This window comes from Sporolactobacillus vineae DSM 21990 = SL153, assembly GCF_000377985.1.
Classification (GTDB): Bacteria; Bacillota; Bacilli; order Bacillales; family Sporolactobacillaceae; genus Sporolactobacillus; species Sporolactobacillus vineae.
The window spans coordinates 194,995-214,733 of sequence record NZ_KB899044.1 but is presented as its reverse complement, the minus strand read 5'-3'; the positions used below and the strand labels follow the sequence as shown (position 1 = coordinate 214,733).

Genomic DNA, 19,739 nt, shown 5'->3' with positions numbered 1-19,739 from the left:
AGGATATTTCTGCAGGACAGTTGGTGCTGTGACGGAAAATATGATCAAGGACTACATCGAGAATCAGGACAACGGCCGGGACGATGAAACGTTTAAATTGTGAAGGATTGAGTTCAGTCGAAAGTTTGAGCAAGTATTTTTAAACCGATTCCGGCCGGAACAGCAACTCTAAATCGCAACAATGAATGCATGCACTTTTCATGCAGAGCGTGGTTCAGACAAATAGCCGCCAAATTCGGAACGCCTGGATCCTAAATGCTGCGTGTCACTCAGCCTCAATAAGTGATCCTTTTGAGGTTCAACCACCATGAAAAAGCGTCCGGCACACCGCAAGGTACCGGACGCTTTAAATTTGAATTCTCACCGGCTCAGAATGTCTTCGCCAATTCTTCCGCTTTGTCGAAGGCAGCGGTTTCAATCGTTTCGGCGTGCTCAGGTTCGTGGTCCATACCTTCGACAAACAGCGCCTGATAATCGGTGACTCCCATGACACTAAGAATGGTCTTCACATAAGTATCCGCCATGTCCAGGAAACTCAGATCCGGATGGCCGCTTTCACCATGATAGAACCCGCCGGCGGACTGCAGATGAATCGCCTTCTTGTGCTTCAGCACACCCTGCGGATTGCCTTCCGGTGTGTATACGAATGTGTACGGCACCTGCATGACCAGATCGAAATAGCTCTTCATCTCTGCCGGGATAAAGAGATTGTACATCGGGTTGATGAAGACATATTTATCGGCGCTGATAAATTCGTCCAGCCATTTCTGGCGTCCCTCTTCAAATAACTGCTCAGGCTCCGACAGCGGCTTCCGGTCAATTGTTTTGTGATAGATTGCCAGTGCCGTTGCATTGAGCGGATAGTTCATTTCAACGGAAACATTGTGCACGGTAATTTCATCGTCCGGATGCGCCTCCTGATAGGCATCCAGAAAAGTCTTGCCCAGTGTCAGGCTGCTGGAAAATTTGTCGGTATCCGGATGCGCTTCAATGACAAGGACTTTACTCATGATCGTCACTCCCAAATAGAGAATTTATTCACAATCTCACAATTCAACTATAACACCGATGTAATCCCTTACAACAAGGCAAAGAAGACAAAATGGTGGCGATGAACCGCGGTGCGAAAATAAATACGAAATAGTCAAACCAAAATAAATGGGGGAGTGAGTACATGTAATTTGTTGAAATCGTGGTCAGCGGCAAAGATTGCTATATTGGTAAAAATCCGAGTGGCGTTCCAGTCACACTCATTGAAGAAAGCAAAAGATTGTGTGGTCATCGATGTTGACCATAAACATCATCCTGAATATCTCTATGCATTCCCGGACGTCGCAGTTGCATTTGTCAAAAAGGATGAGGCGAGTTAAAACCGGATATGCAGCTTCATCTCCGGTTTTGCATAAAAAAATTGGTACGGATAGAAAAATTTTTCTATCCGTACCAGATATAGAGGGCAAGCCTGAAGCAACAGGCAACTAAAAAAATGATGCTATAATTAATTTTGCATAGCGACATAATGATTTGACAGAGTGAATTTACGATGCAAAAGTATCGGCGGCAACCGATGCTTTTTATTTTTAAGTAACATGTTAATCACCCTCATAAGTTGAATGATTATTTCGTAAAATCGACATTTTTAGTTTCCTTGACAGTGATTAACGAAACGAAACAAGCGACAGCCATGATTCCTAGATAAAGTCCAACAGACTTGATGCCCCAGGTGGCAGCTAGCCAAGTTGCAATGGTTGGCGTGAAGGCAGCACCTACAATGGCCGCCAGATTATAGGCAATTCCGGAACCTGAATAACGGACTTCAGTTTTGAATAATTCTGGCAAAATGGCACCGACCGGTCCAAAAGCAATCCCCATTAAAGCAAATCCAATGACTAAGAAAGCAGCAGCGCCAAAGAAATTCTGGTGACCTTGAAGTAAGTAGGGAAAGACAATAGAAAAGACGATGAGGGCTACAGATGAAGAAATCAAAACCTTCCGCCGGCCAAATCGATCGGCATTTAACGAGGCAATCACAATAAATGCGGCAAATACGAAAACAGCCCCCATCAGTAAGAATAAATATTCACGGTTGGTAAATCCTAGATTGGTCGTTGCATAGGCCAATGACCAGGTTGCCAGTGTATAAAAAAGGGTATATGTAACAGAGACAATAAATGTACCCTGGATCAGCTGGCGCCAACTCGTTTTCAAAACGGTTAATAAGGGTGAGCGGGTAACTTTATTTTTCTTTTGTGCGAATCGGAATAAAGGAGTCTCTTGCATTCTTGCTCTCACCCATAAGCCGACGATAACTAATAAAGCAGAAGCCAAAAACGGAACACGCCAACCAAAAGTGATCATTTGTGCTGGTGTTAGAATACTTTCAAGAACAAAGAATAGACCATTACTTAAAAAGAAGCCTAATGGCGCACCTAATTCTGGAAAAGCACCATATAAAGCACGTTTGTCAGCAGGAGCATTTTCAGTTGCCACTAGAGCAGCACCTGACCACTCTCCTCCTAAACCGATTCCTTGAACAAAACGACATGTGCATAACAGTAAGACAGCTGTCAGGCCTAAAGTGTTATAACTTGGTAAAACTCCAATTAAGACGGTTGAAACGCCCATTAACAGCAGAGAAACAACTAAAGTGTTTTTTCTGCCGATCTTATCGCCAAAGTGGCCAAAAACAAATGCGCCTAATGGCCTGGCAACAAAAGCAACACCAAAGGTCAGCAAGCTCAGAATCGTCGCAATTGTCGGCGTTACCTCAGGAAAAAAGACCTTCGGAAAATAAGCAGCAGCAGCGGTTCCATAAGCATAGAAGTCAAAAAATTCGATGGCTGTTCCGATCATTGAAGCAAAGATAACGGTTTTAACCGAATCTCGCTTTAATGTTTCACCGACGAATGATTCATCAACAGCAACACCATTCATCAAAAAATCCCCCCAAGTAACAGTCTAATTAAAACCCGAACGAAAAAATTTTCTCTGCCTCCTCGTTCAATGATTCATTAAGAGTAAAAGAAAAAGGCTAGGAACCTTTGACAGTTCCTAGCCTCGCTAGCCCTGCCCGCTTTTTTGCGGACAACAACATGCAGCCCGCATTATCAAATAATGATAATGGCGCTGATAATAATTCGAATAATAGCTGCATGGTTTGCTAACATTTATGTTCACTCTTTTACTTTTAATTGTGAATTAATATACAACTCAACCAGAGATATGTCAAATATTTTTTGGGTTTTTCTGGAATGAACATTTTTATGCTAGATTGAACAATAAAGGAGTCCCTCCCTGGTATGATTAATTTGCGAGAACCAAACATACAAGGTAAGGGGGAGACGCTCCATATGAACATGCAGCTTAAGAGATTTATGGGACACAAATGATTTACTGATTCATGTCTACCAAATTATGCTGGAATAAGATTATGATAAGAACGGCGTAAGAGCGGCGCACACCTTTTGTTTCTCTGCTTCCTGTCTGTGCAGACGACGGAGACGGAGAAGGTGCAATTCTTTTTCACATAATGAGTATTCAAAAAGATGTTTCAAAACGATGAACAAAAAGAGAAGTTCCGGGCTGAATTAGAGCAGTGGGTTAAAAAGACGTATGATAGGCCTGGTGCCGGTGGGTGAGGGGAGATCTCACAATAAGTTTAATATTGTTTGTCTAAGATGTATGATTACGATCTGTGTTGAAACTTATGATTAAGACCCCCAAACAGCGTTGTTCTTGAATAACAATGAGTTGATAAGCAAATTTAGCCAGCCGGGAGCGTGGAACGTGCATGAACCGTAAAATCGCATTGCTTTCTGATGTACATGGAAATACAACCGCAAGATCGGGCAAAGCGACAGGGACTTCTTTATCTCGGGCTGTATAAAGAGCCATTGGAAACCGGTAAAACACAAACGCATGACAAAGCATTTTTAGAAGAAATAAATCAGCGAAAGGGCCATGAACAGGATGTTATTGAGCATTTAAAAAATCGGATGAACCGGACGGGCAACATAGATAGAAGAATACGAAACAAACGGAAGTGTCTGTATGAAGCGGTCTAATAAATGGCTGTTTTATTTTTGCCTCTTTAATGTGATCCTAACTGTCTTATTTGGGTTTGGACTGCTTGCCTCCCTGAGCATTGACTTTACAGGGATAGGTGAGACCGTTCAGCCCCCTTATGCTTATTATGCCGTACTTATTGTCGGTTTTCTTTATATTCTTGGCGTGATCTTATATGCCCTGAAAATAAAGTTCTATCTTCTGATCCCCATTATTATTGTTATTGCTCTATTATGCCCAATATTTGAAACGATAATTTTTATTGGTCTGTCTTATTTGAATGATGTGATGTAAAGGGAAGTGATTCTAAGCCATGTCTCTTTCTGTGAACAATCGTAAGGATCCGTTTACGGAAGAGAGACAGATTTTCCAGCTCCCACTTGTTTATAGTTAATTGCTAAATTGATTGAATGATTCATGCCTCCTCCGAAATGTTTGAATAAATCACATAGATCGGGCAGGAAGAAAATCATACCACCGTAAATACGGATCTGTATACGGCGGTTCCATCATCTCCATACATACGCTCATACCAGGTATCCTCATCATCGGGCTCCAGTATGAGCGCTTTGTTAATCACAGCCTGCCCAATAAAATAAGCAGGCCTTGCCAGACGGCAAGCCCTGCTTCACGAATGGAGCGTCTGCGTTAAACGGATGGGATCAAACGTCTCAAGAGCAGTGCATTTGTCACGACATCGTATAAGTGATCGAATTTTCTTTGGTGCCAGGCTTCTGCATGGTGATGTTTATTGAGATCATAGATGATCTGAGTTTCGTGCTTATCAACATGGTGGAAACACAGGGCCAGGACTGCAATGGCAAAACCAATAGCCGGCAGCCAGACGAAATTGAATTCGATCGCAGTCAGAGCTCCCGAAGACTGAACGGTTCCAGGTGTATAACATGCATAAGACATGATTAAGGCAGATACGGCTCCGCCGATACCCATGCCAAATTTTACGGCAAAACTTGAAGCGGATGGTAATCCCTGCGCATGTACGCCGCTGATCCATTTACCGTAGTCAACAGTGTCGGCAAGCATCACTGACATCAGTTCGAAGATGAAGCCAAATCCTAATTGAACGATGATGGTTCCGGTAATCACAGTTGTGATTGTGATGCTGCCTGCATAAGCATCAATCCCGGTAATCATTTGTCCGAAAATTCCAAGTCCAGGGCCTAAGGACATAGTATTGCGTTTGCCGATATGTTTTGCAATCGCCAGGATAAAAAAGATTGAAATCATGGAAACAAAATTAAGGGACATCACAATTGGAACCAGGTCGGAACGGTCCAGATTATAATTAAAATAATAAACGGAAAGATCCAATGAACCTCGTGCCCACAGCAGATACCTGTTCTGAGAGGATCCGACATTGGATCGAACATGGTGAAGCGTTATCTTGACCATGCTGACAGACCGGTTGTCCATGAAGTGGAAGAACCAAATAGCAGATTGACTGCCCGATCTGGATAAATATCAAATATTCGGATTGATATTGATCTGCTGCCGCTTTGTTCAGCTGATAAAAAAGGATGGATCATTTATTATCCATCCTTTTTTATTCAATGATTTTATCAAACAATGGTTGATATGAAGGGAAGAACATCGTTTTAACCCATGAGTTTCAAGAATATTGTCGCTTCTGTTTCACAAAGGTACACTGTTAAAGTACGCCCATAGGATTCTCATCCAACAAACGGAGAACGTGCAGGCGGCGCGTCAGATTCGATTCACCGATGTTCAGGAAACAGTTGACATGGACCCCATCCTGAAGGACTATATTAAAAAGGGCATTGACGTTGAAAAAGCAGGTTTAAAGGTAGATGTAAAGTGCAAAACGGAGTTAGGCATTTCAAATAAATTCGATGAAAATCCTGACCTGAAAACAGCTTTTAAAGGATGAACACCGGGACGCAAGAAAGCATACATTTTCCACTTTTCAAAGCCCAAACGATCGACAACATGAGTGTCAAGGATTGAAAAGTGTACGCAGCGGATACTGAATGGAAAGGGATTAACTGACTGCATTTGTGGACACGCTAAACGCTATCCTAACTGTGACGGATCACGCAAGAACTTCCAACAGGAAGATCAACGAATCAATCGTAAGCTGTCCGCTCACCTCGCGTTCGTTTGACATGGAAAAATGTAAGGTCCCGAGATTTTTAACCTGAATGGGCGAACTATCTTCTGAAATTCCCGTTGCGGCACGAACAGCGGTGGAGGATCATGTATCGGCAGAAATGGCGCTCACGAGAATGGCAAAAAGCTGAAGGGGGAGGGAAAAATTGATCGGTGCGATGATCGGCGATATCGCCGGTTCCCGATTTACGTCCGATGATAATCAGGGCAAAGATTTTGAACTGTTTACAGACGATTGCCGGCTGACAGAAAGCAGCCTCCTGATGTTTGCCGTGGCCAGGGCGCTTATGGATACGATAAAAGTAAAAAAACTTTCGACAGGCGGAACATACGATGATGAGTTCCTGGCCTTGCTGGAAAATCTGACGCTCAGGAATGTGAAAAAAATCAGTCGTCAATATCGCCAATCTGGTTCAGGCAAAAGCTTATCCGGTCAGGTAAATGGTGAGACACCTGAAATCGACAGCAGTTTTGGAAACGGTGGGGTGCTGTCTGTCATTCCAGCGGGATTTGCAGCAAGAACGGACATGGAAGCCATCTGCCTGGCTGAAGCGATAACCGGGGCCATCCCTCTTCACCATGAAGGGATTAAGGATGGTGAAGCAGTGGCTGTCGCTGTCTTCATGGCCAGGCGGGGATTTACCAAATCGGAAATCTGTCAAAAAGTAAACCAGAACTATTTTCCTCTGGACTTTACCCTTGATGGGATCAGAGAAGTAAATGGACCTGCCGAGACCGGCCAGGGAATTGTGCCACAGGCAATCGAGGCTTTTTTAGACTCTGTATCGTTTAACGATGCGATACGGACGGCTGTTTCCCTGGGCGGTGATCGCGGAACACGGGCCGCCATTACCGGTGCGCTTGCAGAAGCTTATTATGGCGTCTCTGATTCGATTGTTGAAAAAGCAGTTACATATCTTGATCAGGACCGTTATGCCATTTATCATGAATGGTCTCGATTTTTCGGTGGAAGTACGGATAATCAGTTCAAAATGCTGACCAAATATATCGGTAAATTGTCCGCACCTGATTCTTTCAGCGGTTGGTCTATCGGCAATGAGCATGCTGGCACTCCAGAGTTTCCGATTCCCATGCCAGATATCTATTATAATCAACTTGTCGATTCGTTTATCCGCGAATTTTGCCAGTTTTCAGACAGCCATCCGGGGTACGCTCTGACCGAGTACAGCTCGATTCTTGAAAACAACGGATTGAAATGGGACAGCGAGGTGATGCGTCATGCCGGGACGGACTCGCTTGGTGCTCAGTGTGTTCTTGCGCTGATTATGGGAGCGATCCGAGCCGAGCGGTTTTGCGATGGGGCGCTTTTTGACTTTTTTCAGGACGGCTCGATGATCAAATGGCTGAAACGGCTCAAATCGATTGACAGGCGGTTGAAGAGCACACAGATCGAGGAAATTTGTTTTGATATCGGTGGTTTCTTTAGTGGGTGGAATACGTATCGCATGGTATTTGAAAACGGCAGAGCAATTTTCACCACAGATTTTATGAGGGATCCTTCAGCCACAGAACATTATTCACGTGAAGAAACAGCACAACTGATGAAGGCTTTTGAGAACATCCATGTTGAATACTGGGAAAGCGAATACACAGATCTCGGGGTTCTTGACGGAACACAGTGGAAACTCGCGGTCAACTATGGGGGACAACGCGACGAAGTCTGGTCAGGCAGTAACGCCTATCCGCCCAACTGGGGAGACCTGCTGCACTTTTTCGATATCGATGATGACGCTGACAGCACGGTGAACATCAGGAAAATGACGATTGAATTTGATCGTCATCGTCATTTTGACGCCTCATTCAGTCCGCAGGGGGTAAACTGGCATGATACAGAATCATTAACCATCGACCATGAAAGGCAGCAGCTCGTCATCAGGCAGCGTGCCGGAATGGCTTGTTCGGTGACGCACCAGTACGATGTTCAAGGGGGAATGGATGACCTTTTGCGAGCTGTCGAGGATTGTTTCCATGACGACGGCTGGGTGGATACACCAAAGGTTGATGATGCAACGGGTGCCCGCTTTTACAAACTTGAGGCAGACTATTATGACGGCACGGTCCGATCACATTCCGGTATTTATAATCGACGCCACATCCCCGAAGAATCATGGTCTGAACTGATGGACCTGATCCGTCAGTTTGTTGGCCTCTATGGATTTGGCCGGCTGCTTGATCGAAATGCGTTCATGAATGCGCGAAAAGATGGAGAAGTAAAATACTGCAGCGTCGCCTTCGATGACAGCGAGAAAACTTATTATTATCAAACCGATGATGAAGGTATCGAAGTCGGCGACTATGTCCGTGTACCGTTCGGCGCGACGAACATGGAAGGAACCGCGCGCGTTGAAAGCATTGACTATTTTCCGATTGAAGAAGTTCCATTCCCACTGGAGAAGACGAAAAAAATAATCGGGAGAGTGCAGGAACAGTGATCTGATGATACAAAGGTCGGTCAACTATGCGGTAGCTGTATGTATATCTGTTTGCTGGAAAGAAATCCTTATGTATTCAGCCAATCCTCCGATGCTGCAACATACAAATTTAATATCCGACCCAAAAAAGGAATGAATTCTTTGTTCATTAAAGCCTATTTGGAGAGCCCCATTGGCCAGTCTTATCTTGAATCCATGCAGAAAGAAACAGCAATTAAGGTAATTGGATTAAAAGAATTCAATTACCTGAAAGTGCCAGTGCTATCCGTTGAGCAACAGGGTGCTGAGAAAGAATTCAAAGAAGCAATAAATAAAGCAACTGAAAAGCAAAAGAAAGCGTATGAGGATTGCTATGAAAAAATGGGAATCAGAGCAGCTGTATCTGAAAACTAATGGAATCAGTAGATTTGTTTCTTCCATATGAATGAATAGAAATAATATACTATAAAATCTGATAAAATGAAGATAGTTAACGTGACTTTGGTAGTGAGCCATAAGATTCAAAGAATTGACATCTAACTATTCAAAATAAAGCAAATAAATAGCTTTAACAGGGAAAAGGGGGAGACATGATGACAAAACTCAAAGTTGCTGATTTCTACTATGGATCAGTTTTATCTATGTTATTTAATCAAGGGATTATGAATCCAGCGTTGATTGAAGGGAATGATGATCGTCAAGTCTATGATTTTACAGTGAATTCTGGTAACGAATACAGACTTTTCTTGAAGTACCGTGCTGACTGTCAGAATATAAAAAGGCTGAATTACAATAGTTGGGCATTCAATATTTCTGGTGATTATCAAGAACTTAAGGACTATATTGACGAAGGAAAAAATGTGGTGCTTGCTTTAATATGTAGTTCTGGAGATCTGTCAAACAGTGAGCTCGCATTATTAAATAAAGAGCAAATTCTTCAGATTATAGATGCTGGTAAACAGTGGTTCACAGTCAGTCGAAAAAAAGGCGAAAAATCATATCGAATTCCGATTGATGGTTCACGGGTAACAGCATTGCGAGTGAAATGTAATAGCTTCCAAGAATTATTCGGCTAAAAGAAACTTTGTGAATAGGTTATGAACCAATAAGTGTGTTAGATTATATCTGAATTATACACATGATATGTTTGTGTGCTTGAACTGAAAAATAGGAAATTAATGGGTGATATGAAATGATAACATCGGAAGAAATTAAACGTAGATTATGGGATGGGGCAAATGAACTACGCGGTTCAATGGATGCCAGCCGCTATAAAGATTATATGCTTGGGTTAATGTTCTATAAGTTTTTGAGTGATAAGACTTTAGAAACGTTTAAAGTGACCAGCGGGTTAGGCGAGATGGCTGAATCCGAATTGGTTGAGGAATACTCAAAGGCAAAAGCAGAATACGGCGAACAACTAGAGAAGATGATTAAAAATGTACTTGGTTATTATGTTTTGCCTGAGTATCTTTATCAGACTTGGTTAAAAGATATCAATTCAGGAGATTTTGAAGTCCAAAAGGTAACGGATAGCTTGAATAACTTCGAACGTACGATTGCCGTTTCTGGTGATTCGGATGACTTCAAGGGATTGTTCTCAAGTTCAACTCTTGATTTAACGGATACTGCTTTAGGAAGCAACTTAAACGAACGGAGCAAAAATGTTAAGGCACTGATTTTGCTGTTTGCTGATTTAAACATGGTGGCACTGCAAAAAGGTGATGTACTGGGTGATGCGTATGAATACCTCATCGGTCAGTTTGCGATGGAATCAGGGAAAAAAGCAGGGGAATTCTATACACCACGACAAGTCAGTGAAGTCATGGCACAAATTGTAGCGAGAACCTCAAACATCAAGTCAATCTATGACCCGACTGTTGGTTCTGGTTCGCTACTTTTAACGGTTGGAAGGCATTTAGATGAAGATGCACAAAAGAATTTGAACTATTACGGGCAAGAAAAAAATACAGCAACCTATAATTTAACGCGTATGAATTTGCTCCTTCATGATGTTCGTCCTGAGAAGATGACTATTAGAAACGGCGATTCACTTTCCCAGGACTGGCCAGAAGATCCAGAACGTCCAAATGAAGGCGTACAATTTGATGCAGTGGTAATGAATCCTCCATACTCTGTGAAAAATTGGAATAAATCAGGGCTAAAAGTCAGTGACCCTCGTTTTGAAGTTGCTGGGGTGTTGCCACCTGACTCTAAAGGAGATTTCGCTTTCCTTTTACATGGATTATTCCACTTAGGTCAGAACGGTACGATGGCGATTGTCTTGCCTCATGGTGTGCTATTTCGTGGCTCAGCTGAAGGCACCATTCGTGAACGTTTGCTTAAGAAAAATTACATAGATACGATTATTGGCTTACCGGATCACTTGTTTACCAATACGGGTATTCCAGTTGTTGTGATGATTTTGAAGAAGAACCGAAAAATCGATGAACCTGTCTTAATCATTGACGCGTCGCGCGGCTTTATTAAAGTTGGAAAACAAAACGTCTTGCAAGAAAAAGACATCGCTAAAATTGTCGATACGCACGTTGAACGTAGGGAAGAAGAAGGCTATAGCCACTTAGCGACACGTGAAGAGATTATCGAAAATCAATACAACATGAACATTCCTCGCTATATTGAGGCACTTAGCGAAGAGATTCCTCAGGATGTAGATGCTCACCTGCTCGGTGGAATTCCTCAAAAGGACATTGACAAGTTGAAGATTTTGCAGTCTACAGCACCAGATGTTTTGAAACGATCTTTGAAAAAAATCCGTGACGGTTATGTTGAACTTGTGAAGCCCATTGAGGAAATATCTGATGATATATTGAGCGACGCGCGCATTGCCCAAAAAACAAAAGAAATCGAAAGCAAAACAAAAGCCTATATTGATAAATACTGGGACATTTTACGAAATGTAGACAACGGCAGTAGCTTGACTCAGTTGATGGATGAAATGCTTGTAGAAATCAAGGAGATTCTTTCAGCGTTCAAATATATTGATGTTTATGACGGCTATCAGGTTGTGGCTGAGATTTGGAAAAATGCACTGACCCATGATACGGAGATCATTGCGTTAAGTGGTTTCTATACCGCAGGACGCACGCGTGAACCCAATATGGTCACGAAAGGATCAGGTAATAAAAAACGTGAAGAGCAAGATGGCTGGGTTGGCAGGATCGTGCCGAATGAGTTGATTGCGAAACGTTTATACAGTCATGAGTTAGAAGAAATCGAATCAAAGAAGACTCGCATTCAAGAGATTGAAAATGAGCTGTCAGACTTGGTCAGCGCTGCGAATGTTGAAGACAGTGATGAAGAAAATGCTTTAGGCGAAACCTTGAATAAGTCTGGTGAGGCTTTTGAAAACAAAAAAGTCAAAGCTGAGTTGAAGAAGCGGGGCAGAGGAACGGCTGAACATAACCTGCTGAAAAAAGTTGAAAAATTATTAGCGGATAAATCTGCGCTTAGCAGAGCCGTGAGAGCGGATGAAAAAGCGCTCAAAGAATCCGTGCAAGAACGTATCTTAACTTTGACAAACGAAGAAATCGACAGCTTGATGTATGAAAAATGGTTCGGTAGCATGGTGGACGCTATGGTTGATTTGGTATGGAAACCGTTAAAAGCAGAGTTAAACACGCTGCAAATGTTGCACAATCGTTATGCCAACACCTTATCAGCGATTGATGAAGAAATTCGAGACTCGGAATCATCACTTGAAGCATTGATGCGTGACCTGGTGGTGAGATCATGACAGAACAAACAAACTTAGTGCCAAAAAGACGATTTAAGGAATTTCAAAATACCAGCGCTTGGGAACAGCGGAAGTTGGGGGAGTTAATCAAGTTAACGAGCGGAGGGACACCATCAAAGTCCAACCCGAAGTTTTGGGGTGGCAATATCGTCTGGTTGTCTTCGCAGGAAATCAAGCAACGCTATGTTAGCCAAGGCACGTACATGATTACTCAGAAGGCAGTCGAAGAAACGGCTACAAAACTGGTTGAAAAAGACACACCACTAATTGTTTATCGTAGCGGTATCTTGGCGCATACCTTCCCAATCTCACGTCCAACAAAGACTGTGGCTATTAATCAGGATATTAAGGCTCTGACATTTGATCGTGCTCAGCTAAATACGCAGTTTGTAGTATCTCAGTTGGAGAGTAAAGAGCAGTTCATTCTTCACAAGATTGTAAAGACTGGGACAACGGTTCAATCTGTGAATATTCCAGATCTGATAAGAATGCATTTTTTCACCCCGACTATGGGCGAACAAACTAAGATTGCCACCTTCTTTGACCATCTCGATAACGCAATCACCCTTCATCAGCGTAAGTTGGAAAAGTTAAAAGCACTTAAATCTGCATACCTTTCTGAGATGTTTCCCGCTGAGGGTGAGCGTGAGCCAAAACGGAGATTTGCAGGATTTACTGGCGCTTGGGAACAGCGGAAGCTAGGTGAAGTATCGAAATCGTTTGAGTACGGATTAAATATCTCCGCTACTAAATACGATGGAACAAACAAGTATATTCGCATCACAGATATTGATGATGAGACACGCGAGTTTAAAACCGACTCTTTGACGTCGCCTGATATTGATTTAAGCAAATCGAATAACTATAAGTTGCAAGAAGGTGATGTGTTATTTGCTCGCACAGGTGCAAGTGTTGGAAAAACGTATCGCTACAAGAAATCTGATGGGATTGTTTATTATGCGGGTTTCTTGATCCGTGCGAGAATCAAGCCAGAATTTGACTCTGAGTTTGTATTCCAGAATACACTAACAAACAAGTATAATAACTTCATTAAGATTACTTCACAGCGTTCTGGGCAGCCAGGAGTTAACGCACAAGAATATGCTGACTACAAAATCATGGTGCCTGAACTAGTTGAGCAGAAGAAAATTGGTGCCTTTTTCTCGAGTCTCGACCAGACTATCGCTCTTCATCAGCATAAGTTGGAAAAACTGCAAAATATGAAAAATGCATATCTAAATGAGATGTTTGTTTAGAGGGGGTGTAAGTTATGAGTAATGCACCAAAAAGTGCGGCAGAGAAAACTTTTCAAGAGAATTTTGTCAAAGAACTACAAAAATATAAATGGGAAGCACCGGATTATCTCGACGGCAATAAGCAAAAAGTAACGGTTGCTGATTTAGTTACCCACTGGCGTAAGGAACTCAACCGTATCAATGCTGATCAGCTTGAAGGTGTGGCATTGACGGATAATGAGTTCAGTCAAGTTATGGCAAAAGTCAGCCGTATCAACAACAGCTACGAGGCAGCAAAGATTTTAGCCATTGAAGAATCAAAAGGTAAGATTGATGGCGTCTATCGTGATGACAATCCAAAAATTACGAGAAAACAAATCACGTTGACGATTTTCAAAAAAGCTGAGGTGCGTGGTGGGGACTCAAGCTATCGGATTGCTAGAGAAGTACAGACCCCCAATGACAACCGCTTTGACATTGTCTTACTGATCAACGGCCTGCCTTTAATCAATATTGAGCAAAAACGCACGGACAAAACGCTAGATGAGGCATTTGGACAGTTTATGCGTTATTATCGTGACGGCGAATACAGCAATAACTTTATGGCATTTTCGCAGATGATGGTCATCACTTCGGAAATTGCTACTCGCTATTTCGCTACGCCAAAAACAATAGGGGATTTTAACCCTGGGTTCGTCTTTCATTGGTCCGATAAAGATAACAAGGCTGTAAACGACTGGAAAGACGTGATTAAGCAATTCTTGATGATTCCAATGGCGCATCAGATGGTCGGAGATTATCTGGTTATTGATGAAGCTCGCGATGAGGAAAACAGACGACATATGCTCATGCGTCCTTATCAGGTTCACGCTTTGCAGGCCGTTGAAGGGGCAGCATTTGGCTGGGACAATAAGGGAAAATTGCCTCATGGCGGTTTTGTTTGGCACACGACCGGTTCGGGCAAAACGATTACGAGTTTCAAGACGGCTTTGTTTTTATCGACTCGAGTAGGATTTGATAAAGTTGTCTTTCTCGTTGATAGACGTGAGCTAGACAATCGTACCAGTGAAAACTTCAAAGCATATGCTGCTTACGAGCCCGTTTCCGTTGATGATACATCACGCACCTACCAGCTAAAAAAGATACTCAAATCAACGAAAAACGGAATTGTGGTCACGACCACATTCAAACTGAATGCTTTAGTTAAGGAACTGGAAGAAGCACGCGATAATAGTTTAGCCAATAAGAAAATTGTATTTATCATCGATGAAGCCCATCGTACGACAATGGGGCAGATGATGGGAACCATTAAGCGCTATTTCAAGAAAAATGGACTCTTCTTCGGTTTTACTGGTACGCCTTTATTTGATGAAAATAAGATCAAAGGAAAGGTCAATGAAAAAAGCGAAGTCATCAATACGACTGAGAAGTTATTTGGCCCTATGTTACATCAATATACAATTGATGAGGCGATTGCGGATAGGAATGTATTAGGTTTTCACGTTGACTATATCAACACTGGAGAATTCAAGAGTTATGATGATTTAAGAGAGCAACTAGCTGAAAAAATGAAGGAAGAACATCCTGAATTAACAGACAGAGAAATTGAACGCCAAGTTCAAGAAATGTCAGAAGCTGACGTTGAAAAGCAGGCTAAAAAACGAGATTTGCTTGTATACCAAGATGAAACGCATATCCCACGTGTCGTTGAGGAAATTCTGAGTAACTGGGACGCGCAATCACAAGGCAGAGCATTTAATGCTATTTTGACAGTGGCCTATAAAGATCGTGTAATTGCTTATTATGATGAATTTAAAAAACAATTGAAAGATCGTGGAGCGAAGCTGAATGTGGCGATGACGTTTAGTTTCGGTAACGAAAATGACCCTGCGTCACTCGACCCTGAAATTATCAAAGGGATGTTTAAAGACTACGCTGCCTTTACAGGTATTGAGTTTATTGCCGGGGATAAAAAGCACGGCGAAGATGCTTATTTTGAAGACCTTGTAGAACGTGCGACTCGAGGTGGCAGCGGGCGAAATCCTAAGAATATAGACCTTGTGATTGTGGCAGATCAATTGCTGACAGGCTACGATTCTAAACGTCTGAATACGCTTTATGTTGACCGCTCGCTTGAACTTCAAGGTTTGATTCAAGCCTATTCACGAACAAATCGTGTGTTTGGCTCAAATAAAGAATTTGGTACGATCATTAACTTCCAATATCCTCGAATGACTGAAGAAAGAGTCGATCAAGCTTTGAAGCTGTATGGAAGTGGGGGTAAGAGCAGTAAGGCAATTGTTGATACTTATGAAACTGCCGTAAAGAAATTAGCCATAAAAGTTACTGAAATGATTCCGACTTTACCTGACCCAACCGAATGGCAGACCATTGAACATGATGAGAAGAAAAAAGAAGCATTTATACTTGCTTTTAAAGATGCTGCTGAGCAGTTGAATTTGGTAGAACAATACTATAAATTCAAGTGGGATGATGCAGCTTTTGGTATTGATGAGCATACTTGGTTGCAGTATGTCGGTGCCTATAGGAACTTAACCCGGAAGCCAGGCACTCCATCTCCGCCAACACCAACTAATCCGCTTGTTGGAAAAACGAAGTTAGCGGGAACTCAGGTCATCGATGCAAATCATATTCTTCGTTTGATCGGTTCTAAAGTGACCTCAACGAATGGTGTGCAAACTGTAGATAGTGAGACACTCCGTATTATCTATGAGCAAATTCAGGAATTAAGTAATATGGGTGAATACGAGCATGCACAGCTATTGAAAGAATTTGTGGACACTGAACTTGTGCCTGGAAAATTATCGAGCGGTTTAAATTTTGACGAGGCATTTGAAGCTTGGAAAGCAAGAAAATTAAATCGTGCTGTTAAAGATTTTTCTAAAGAGTGGGGATTGAACAGTGACTTACTCGGAAAATCTGTTCGTTCATATTCTTATTCCCAACCGGACGTTGTACCATACATCGATGAACTGATTAGTAGTGTTGATTTAAATAAGGCGAGCCATCAATCGGCTGGTAATTTGCTTAGGCATAATATGATGCTAACGACCAAACTTCCAGAGGAGATTGCTGAAATGAAGCAAAAATATGATTAACTCTGGGGTGAATTGGCTTTACTTTTACTGGGCGTATTGATCTTGATAAGTCCAGTTAGTTATTTGAAACCTAATTGAGATAGCGAAGAAGGTGAAGGAAAGTAAGGGGGAGGACTTGTGACTGACACCTGAAGAATTGGTGTTTTATGACGCATTAGCTGACCATGATCAGGCTGTCGAAGAAATGGGTGAAGCGAAACTGCTGCAATGGGGCGAACTCGATATGGAAGAAAGGAAAAATGCCGGCACATATCGGGTTGTGCGCCACTGATGTTAGGGCTCAGAGGAGAGTTACTGTTAAGCTGTTTGCTGTGGAAGTATAGGCTATCCACCTACGACAGTTAACGAGACTGTGAATATGTCGTTGAATAACAGTAGCAAATCGTCGGCCTGTGTTTGTTTAGAAATCCATCCTGCATTCCCGGAAAATTATACCAAGGAGTCTGAAAAGCGCATCAGAAAAGGATTTCTAATACAATGGTCTTTTTCCTATTGGTATAATTATGCTGGTTGCTATTTGCCAAAGATGCCTTAATATCAGGGATTATCAGAACCTTGGTATAAAAGCACGGGAATTCAGGATCCATCATACATAGGGGATATTGAGGATGAATGAGTTGAGATACACAAATTTATGGACGGTAAGCGATATTGTCAATCAAAAAAATCCCGAATTAGTGAAGTCATTTTTAAAGGTTCAGGACATCGGCTACAACTATGATAAAGATGAGCCGCGATTCTCTGCTAATGAATTGAATGACCTCTTTGCCTTGATTTCTTTATTAAACTCTGAGCATGAGCTTTCATTTGAGCAAAGCGTGGGCTATATATTGGGTTACGTTTCTGCGATTGGAGGGTTACAGGAACAGTTCGACGTTCTTCGGTTTGGGAACGATGGAGTTTTTAATTTGGAACTGAAACATGATTTGCCAGATGGTGGATTATCAGCTATAGAGCGACAGCTTCGTCGTCATCAACTGTACTTAAATATCTTGAATCCCAAGAGCCTTACTGTGTGTTGTTATCTACAGAGTAGAAATGTAATCTTTTGGATTAATAACAGTGGTGAATTTACCAACATAGAACCGCAAAGGTTGTTTGATTTGATTGAGTTAACTAATGATTCTGATCATTCGTTAAAAGAAGTCGATTTAACATCAATGATTGTTTCTCCTTACGTTCAGCCTGAATTATTCGCTCAGCATAAATATTTTCTTACAGAGAATCAATATCAGAGGAGGGAAGAAATACTTAATAGCTCAAAATCAAGAATAGTTATCACTGGTGGACCTGGTACTGGGAAGACACTACTCTTATTAGATTTAGCTCGAGAATATCAGCAACGAAATAAGACGGTAATTGTGATTTTTTGTGCTCCATTGGAAAATTACGAACAGGTTTCAAATACCATAGGGATAAAAGTTGAACCTATTAATCATTTGTCACAAGACGATCTTGCTAAACTAAAATTTGATGTTATTTTGGTTGATGAAGCGCAAAGAATCTATCAAGAAAAATTGAATGTACTCGTGACTCTCACTGGGTCATTATTGATTTTGTCAATGGATAAGCAGCAGACATTGCATGTAGCGGAGGACGCGTTGAAAATAGAGCCATCTATATCAACTAGCGACATATTACATGTCAACTTAAAAGGCCGGGTGCGTTACGATCCCTCTTTATCATCTTTTATTCAACGATTCTTAGGAAATGGCAAGTCAGGTGCAAGACCATATCATTATAAAAAGGTCCAACTTCAGTATTTTTCTGATAAGGAAATGGCTAATTATTATATTACTAACAAAGTGAGAAATGAGGGCTATGTATCTATTGAACCGACAGAATATGTAACGAAAACAACTCGTGTAGTAAAGAGACGGAAGCATTTTTGGTTCTCTCATGACGTACATCATACAATAGGTCGGGAGTACGACCGTGTACTGGTCATCCTCGACAAGCATTACTGCGCAACGAAGGAAGGAATGGAGGGTAGGTATATTAATTACTATCCTTACAAACAGATAGCGGAGCTGTTTGAGGCTCTGACCAGAGTTCGGAAAGATTTGCTTCTAGTTGTTATTAATAACCCTAAGCTTTACGTATATATCCAAAAAATTTTATCTTGGAAGATCGATAAGGAGTACTTTGCCGAAAAGATGGAGAAAGAGCTTGGTAAGAGTGTTGAGAACTTTTCCACAACACTACAAAAAGACGAAAATCTTCGTCTTGAGTTTGAATCATTGTTGGATCAGGTGGCTTCTTTTAGCACAAGTCACGATATAGGGAGTGATGAATTACTGAAGGTCATCAAATCTCGTTTAAAGAATTACAACAATGAAACGCATCATTGAATTTGCGATGTGCTCATAGAACCACCCAGTAGTAGTTGGCCGTTAGTGGCGCCTATGCCCTGATCAAAGGAAATCATATTGACTCAAGCGTTAAAGACCTCGCCTGTCGATCTTTTTGTTCTTTGTGCTAGTGTGTTTCTCCGTAATTGATGTCGGTATCCAGTAATAAGTAATATCTGGCTGCGTTTCTTAATGTTTTGATTGGTCGTTATGTCTTTCAAGATGTTCTCTATCCGGGGCACTTCGCCATCAGTTAAAGGAACACTATATTTTATTAGACGCATCATTTCATCTTTTTTAGATTTTATCAAAAAAGAAAAAATATTGTAATTAATTTTAAAATACTGGTTATGATGCACTAGATTGCAAAACGGTTAAAATTTTCTATAGTGCCAGACGAACTGATCTTTTTTGTGAAACTTTACGGCACTTGCACCGTTATGATTGATCAATTAGAAATTCCCGTCAGCTCTTCCTGACGGGAATTTATTTTAACAGTAACAGGTTAAAGCAAGTGTATAATTTTACCTTGCTGGCACGATGATTAGCGGCATGAAAGAGGAACGCGTCCTGCGTTAGTCACGAAAGTGCCCAGGCGTCTGCGGAGCGTTTCTGTTGATCGCTGGCCAAAG

11 protein-coding genes and 1 pseudogene are annotated in these 19,739 nt (G+C 41.7%); 9 read left to right on the top strand and 3 right to left on the bottom strand.

Annotation, left to right across the window (positions count from 1 at the left end):
• Positions 1 to 368 precede the first annotated feature (368 nt).
• Complete coding sequence (locus D889_RS0105270) at positions 369 to 1,010, bottom strand: FMN-dependent NADH-azoreductase (RefSeq protein WP_010631735.1); 642 nt, start codon at positions 1,008 to 1,010, stop codon at positions 369 to 371.
• Between the two features lie 171 nt (positions 1,011 to 1,181).
• On the opposite strand from D889_RS0105270, the gene D889_RS15570 reads away from it, so the two are divergent.
• Positions 1,182 to 1,370, top strand: coding sequence for a hypothetical protein (locus tag D889_RS15570; protein WP_018962189.1), 189 nt, complete (start codon positions 1,182 to 1,184; stop codon positions 1,368 to 1,370).
• 247 nt (positions 1,371 to 1,617) lie between these two features.
• Here the strand turns inward: D889_RS15570 and D889_RS0105260 are convergent, their stop codons facing one another.
• Together D889_RS0105260 and D889_RS0105235 are read right to left on the bottom strand one after the other, a co-directional pair.
• Entirely contained in the window at positions 1,618 to 2,934 is a 1,317-nt protein-coding gene (locus D889_RS0105260; RefSeq protein ID WP_010631736.1) for an MFS transporter, read from the bottom strand.
• A gap of 1,779 nt (positions 2,935 to 4,713) precedes the next feature.
• Complete coding sequence (locus D889_RS0105235; protein ID WP_010631098.1) at positions 4,714 to 5,397, bottom strand: MFS transporter; 684 nt, start codon at positions 5,395 to 5,397, stop codon at positions 4,714 to 4,716.
• 263 nt (positions 5,398 to 5,660) lie between these two features.
• On the opposite strand from D889_RS0105235, the pseudogene D889_RS15820 reads away from it, so the two are divergent.
• The 8 genes and pseudogenes from D889_RS15820 to D889_RS0105190 form a co-directional block, all read left to right on the top strand.
• A pseudogene (locus tag D889_RS15820) lies at positions 5,661 to 6,037 on the top strand (YdeI/OmpD-associated family protein); the annotation flags it as partial.
• Positions 6,038 to 6,359: 322 nt separating this feature from the next.
• Complete coding sequence (locus D889_RS0105225) at positions 6,360 to 8,666, top strand: ADP-ribosylglycohydrolase family protein (RefSeq protein WP_010631100.1); 2,307 nt, start codon at positions 6,360 to 6,362, stop codon at positions 8,664 to 8,666.
• Between the two features lie 39 nt (positions 8,667 to 8,705).
• Entirely contained in the window at positions 8,706 to 9,059 is a 354-nt protein-coding gene (locus D889_RS14855) for a restriction endonuclease subunit S domain-containing protein (protein ID WP_010631101.1), read from the top strand.
• A 179-nt stretch (positions 9,060 to 9,238) separates the two neighbouring features.
• A complete protein-coding gene (locus D889_RS0105215; protein ID WP_010631102.1) occupies positions 9,239 to 9,721 on the top strand; it encodes a hypothetical protein in 483 nt (160 codons plus the stop codon).
• A 116-nt stretch (positions 9,722 to 9,837) separates the two neighbouring features.
• Positions 9,838 to 12,402 carry a type I restriction-modification system subunit M gene (locus D889_RS0105210; RefSeq protein ID WP_010631103.1) on the top strand — a complete coding sequence of 855 codons (2,565 nt, stop codon included), beginning with the start codon at positions 9,838 to 9,840 and terminating at the stop codon, positions 12,400 to 12,402.
• Positions 12,399 to 13,658 (top strand): restriction endonuclease subunit S, encoded by a 1,260-nt coding sequence (locus D889_RS0105205; protein WP_010631104.1) that lies wholly within the window; start codon positions 12,399 to 12,401, stop codon positions 13,656 to 13,658. Before D889_RS0105210 ends, D889_RS0105205 begins: the two co-directional genes overlap by 4 nt.
• A gap of 14 nt (positions 13,659 to 13,672) precedes the next feature.
• On the top strand, positions 13,673 to 16,756 hold the full coding sequence (locus D889_RS0105200) for a type I restriction endonuclease subunit R (RefSeq protein WP_010631105.1): 3,084 nt from the start codon (positions 13,673 to 13,675) through the stop codon (positions 16,754 to 16,756).
• A gap of 608 nt (positions 16,757 to 17,364) precedes the next feature.
• Positions 17,365 to 19,107 (top strand): ATP-binding protein, encoded by a 1,743-nt coding sequence (locus tag D889_RS0105190; RefSeq protein WP_010631107.1) that lies wholly within the window; start codon positions 17,365 to 17,367, stop codon positions 19,105 to 19,107.
• Positions 19,108 to 19,739 lie beyond the last annotated feature (632 nt).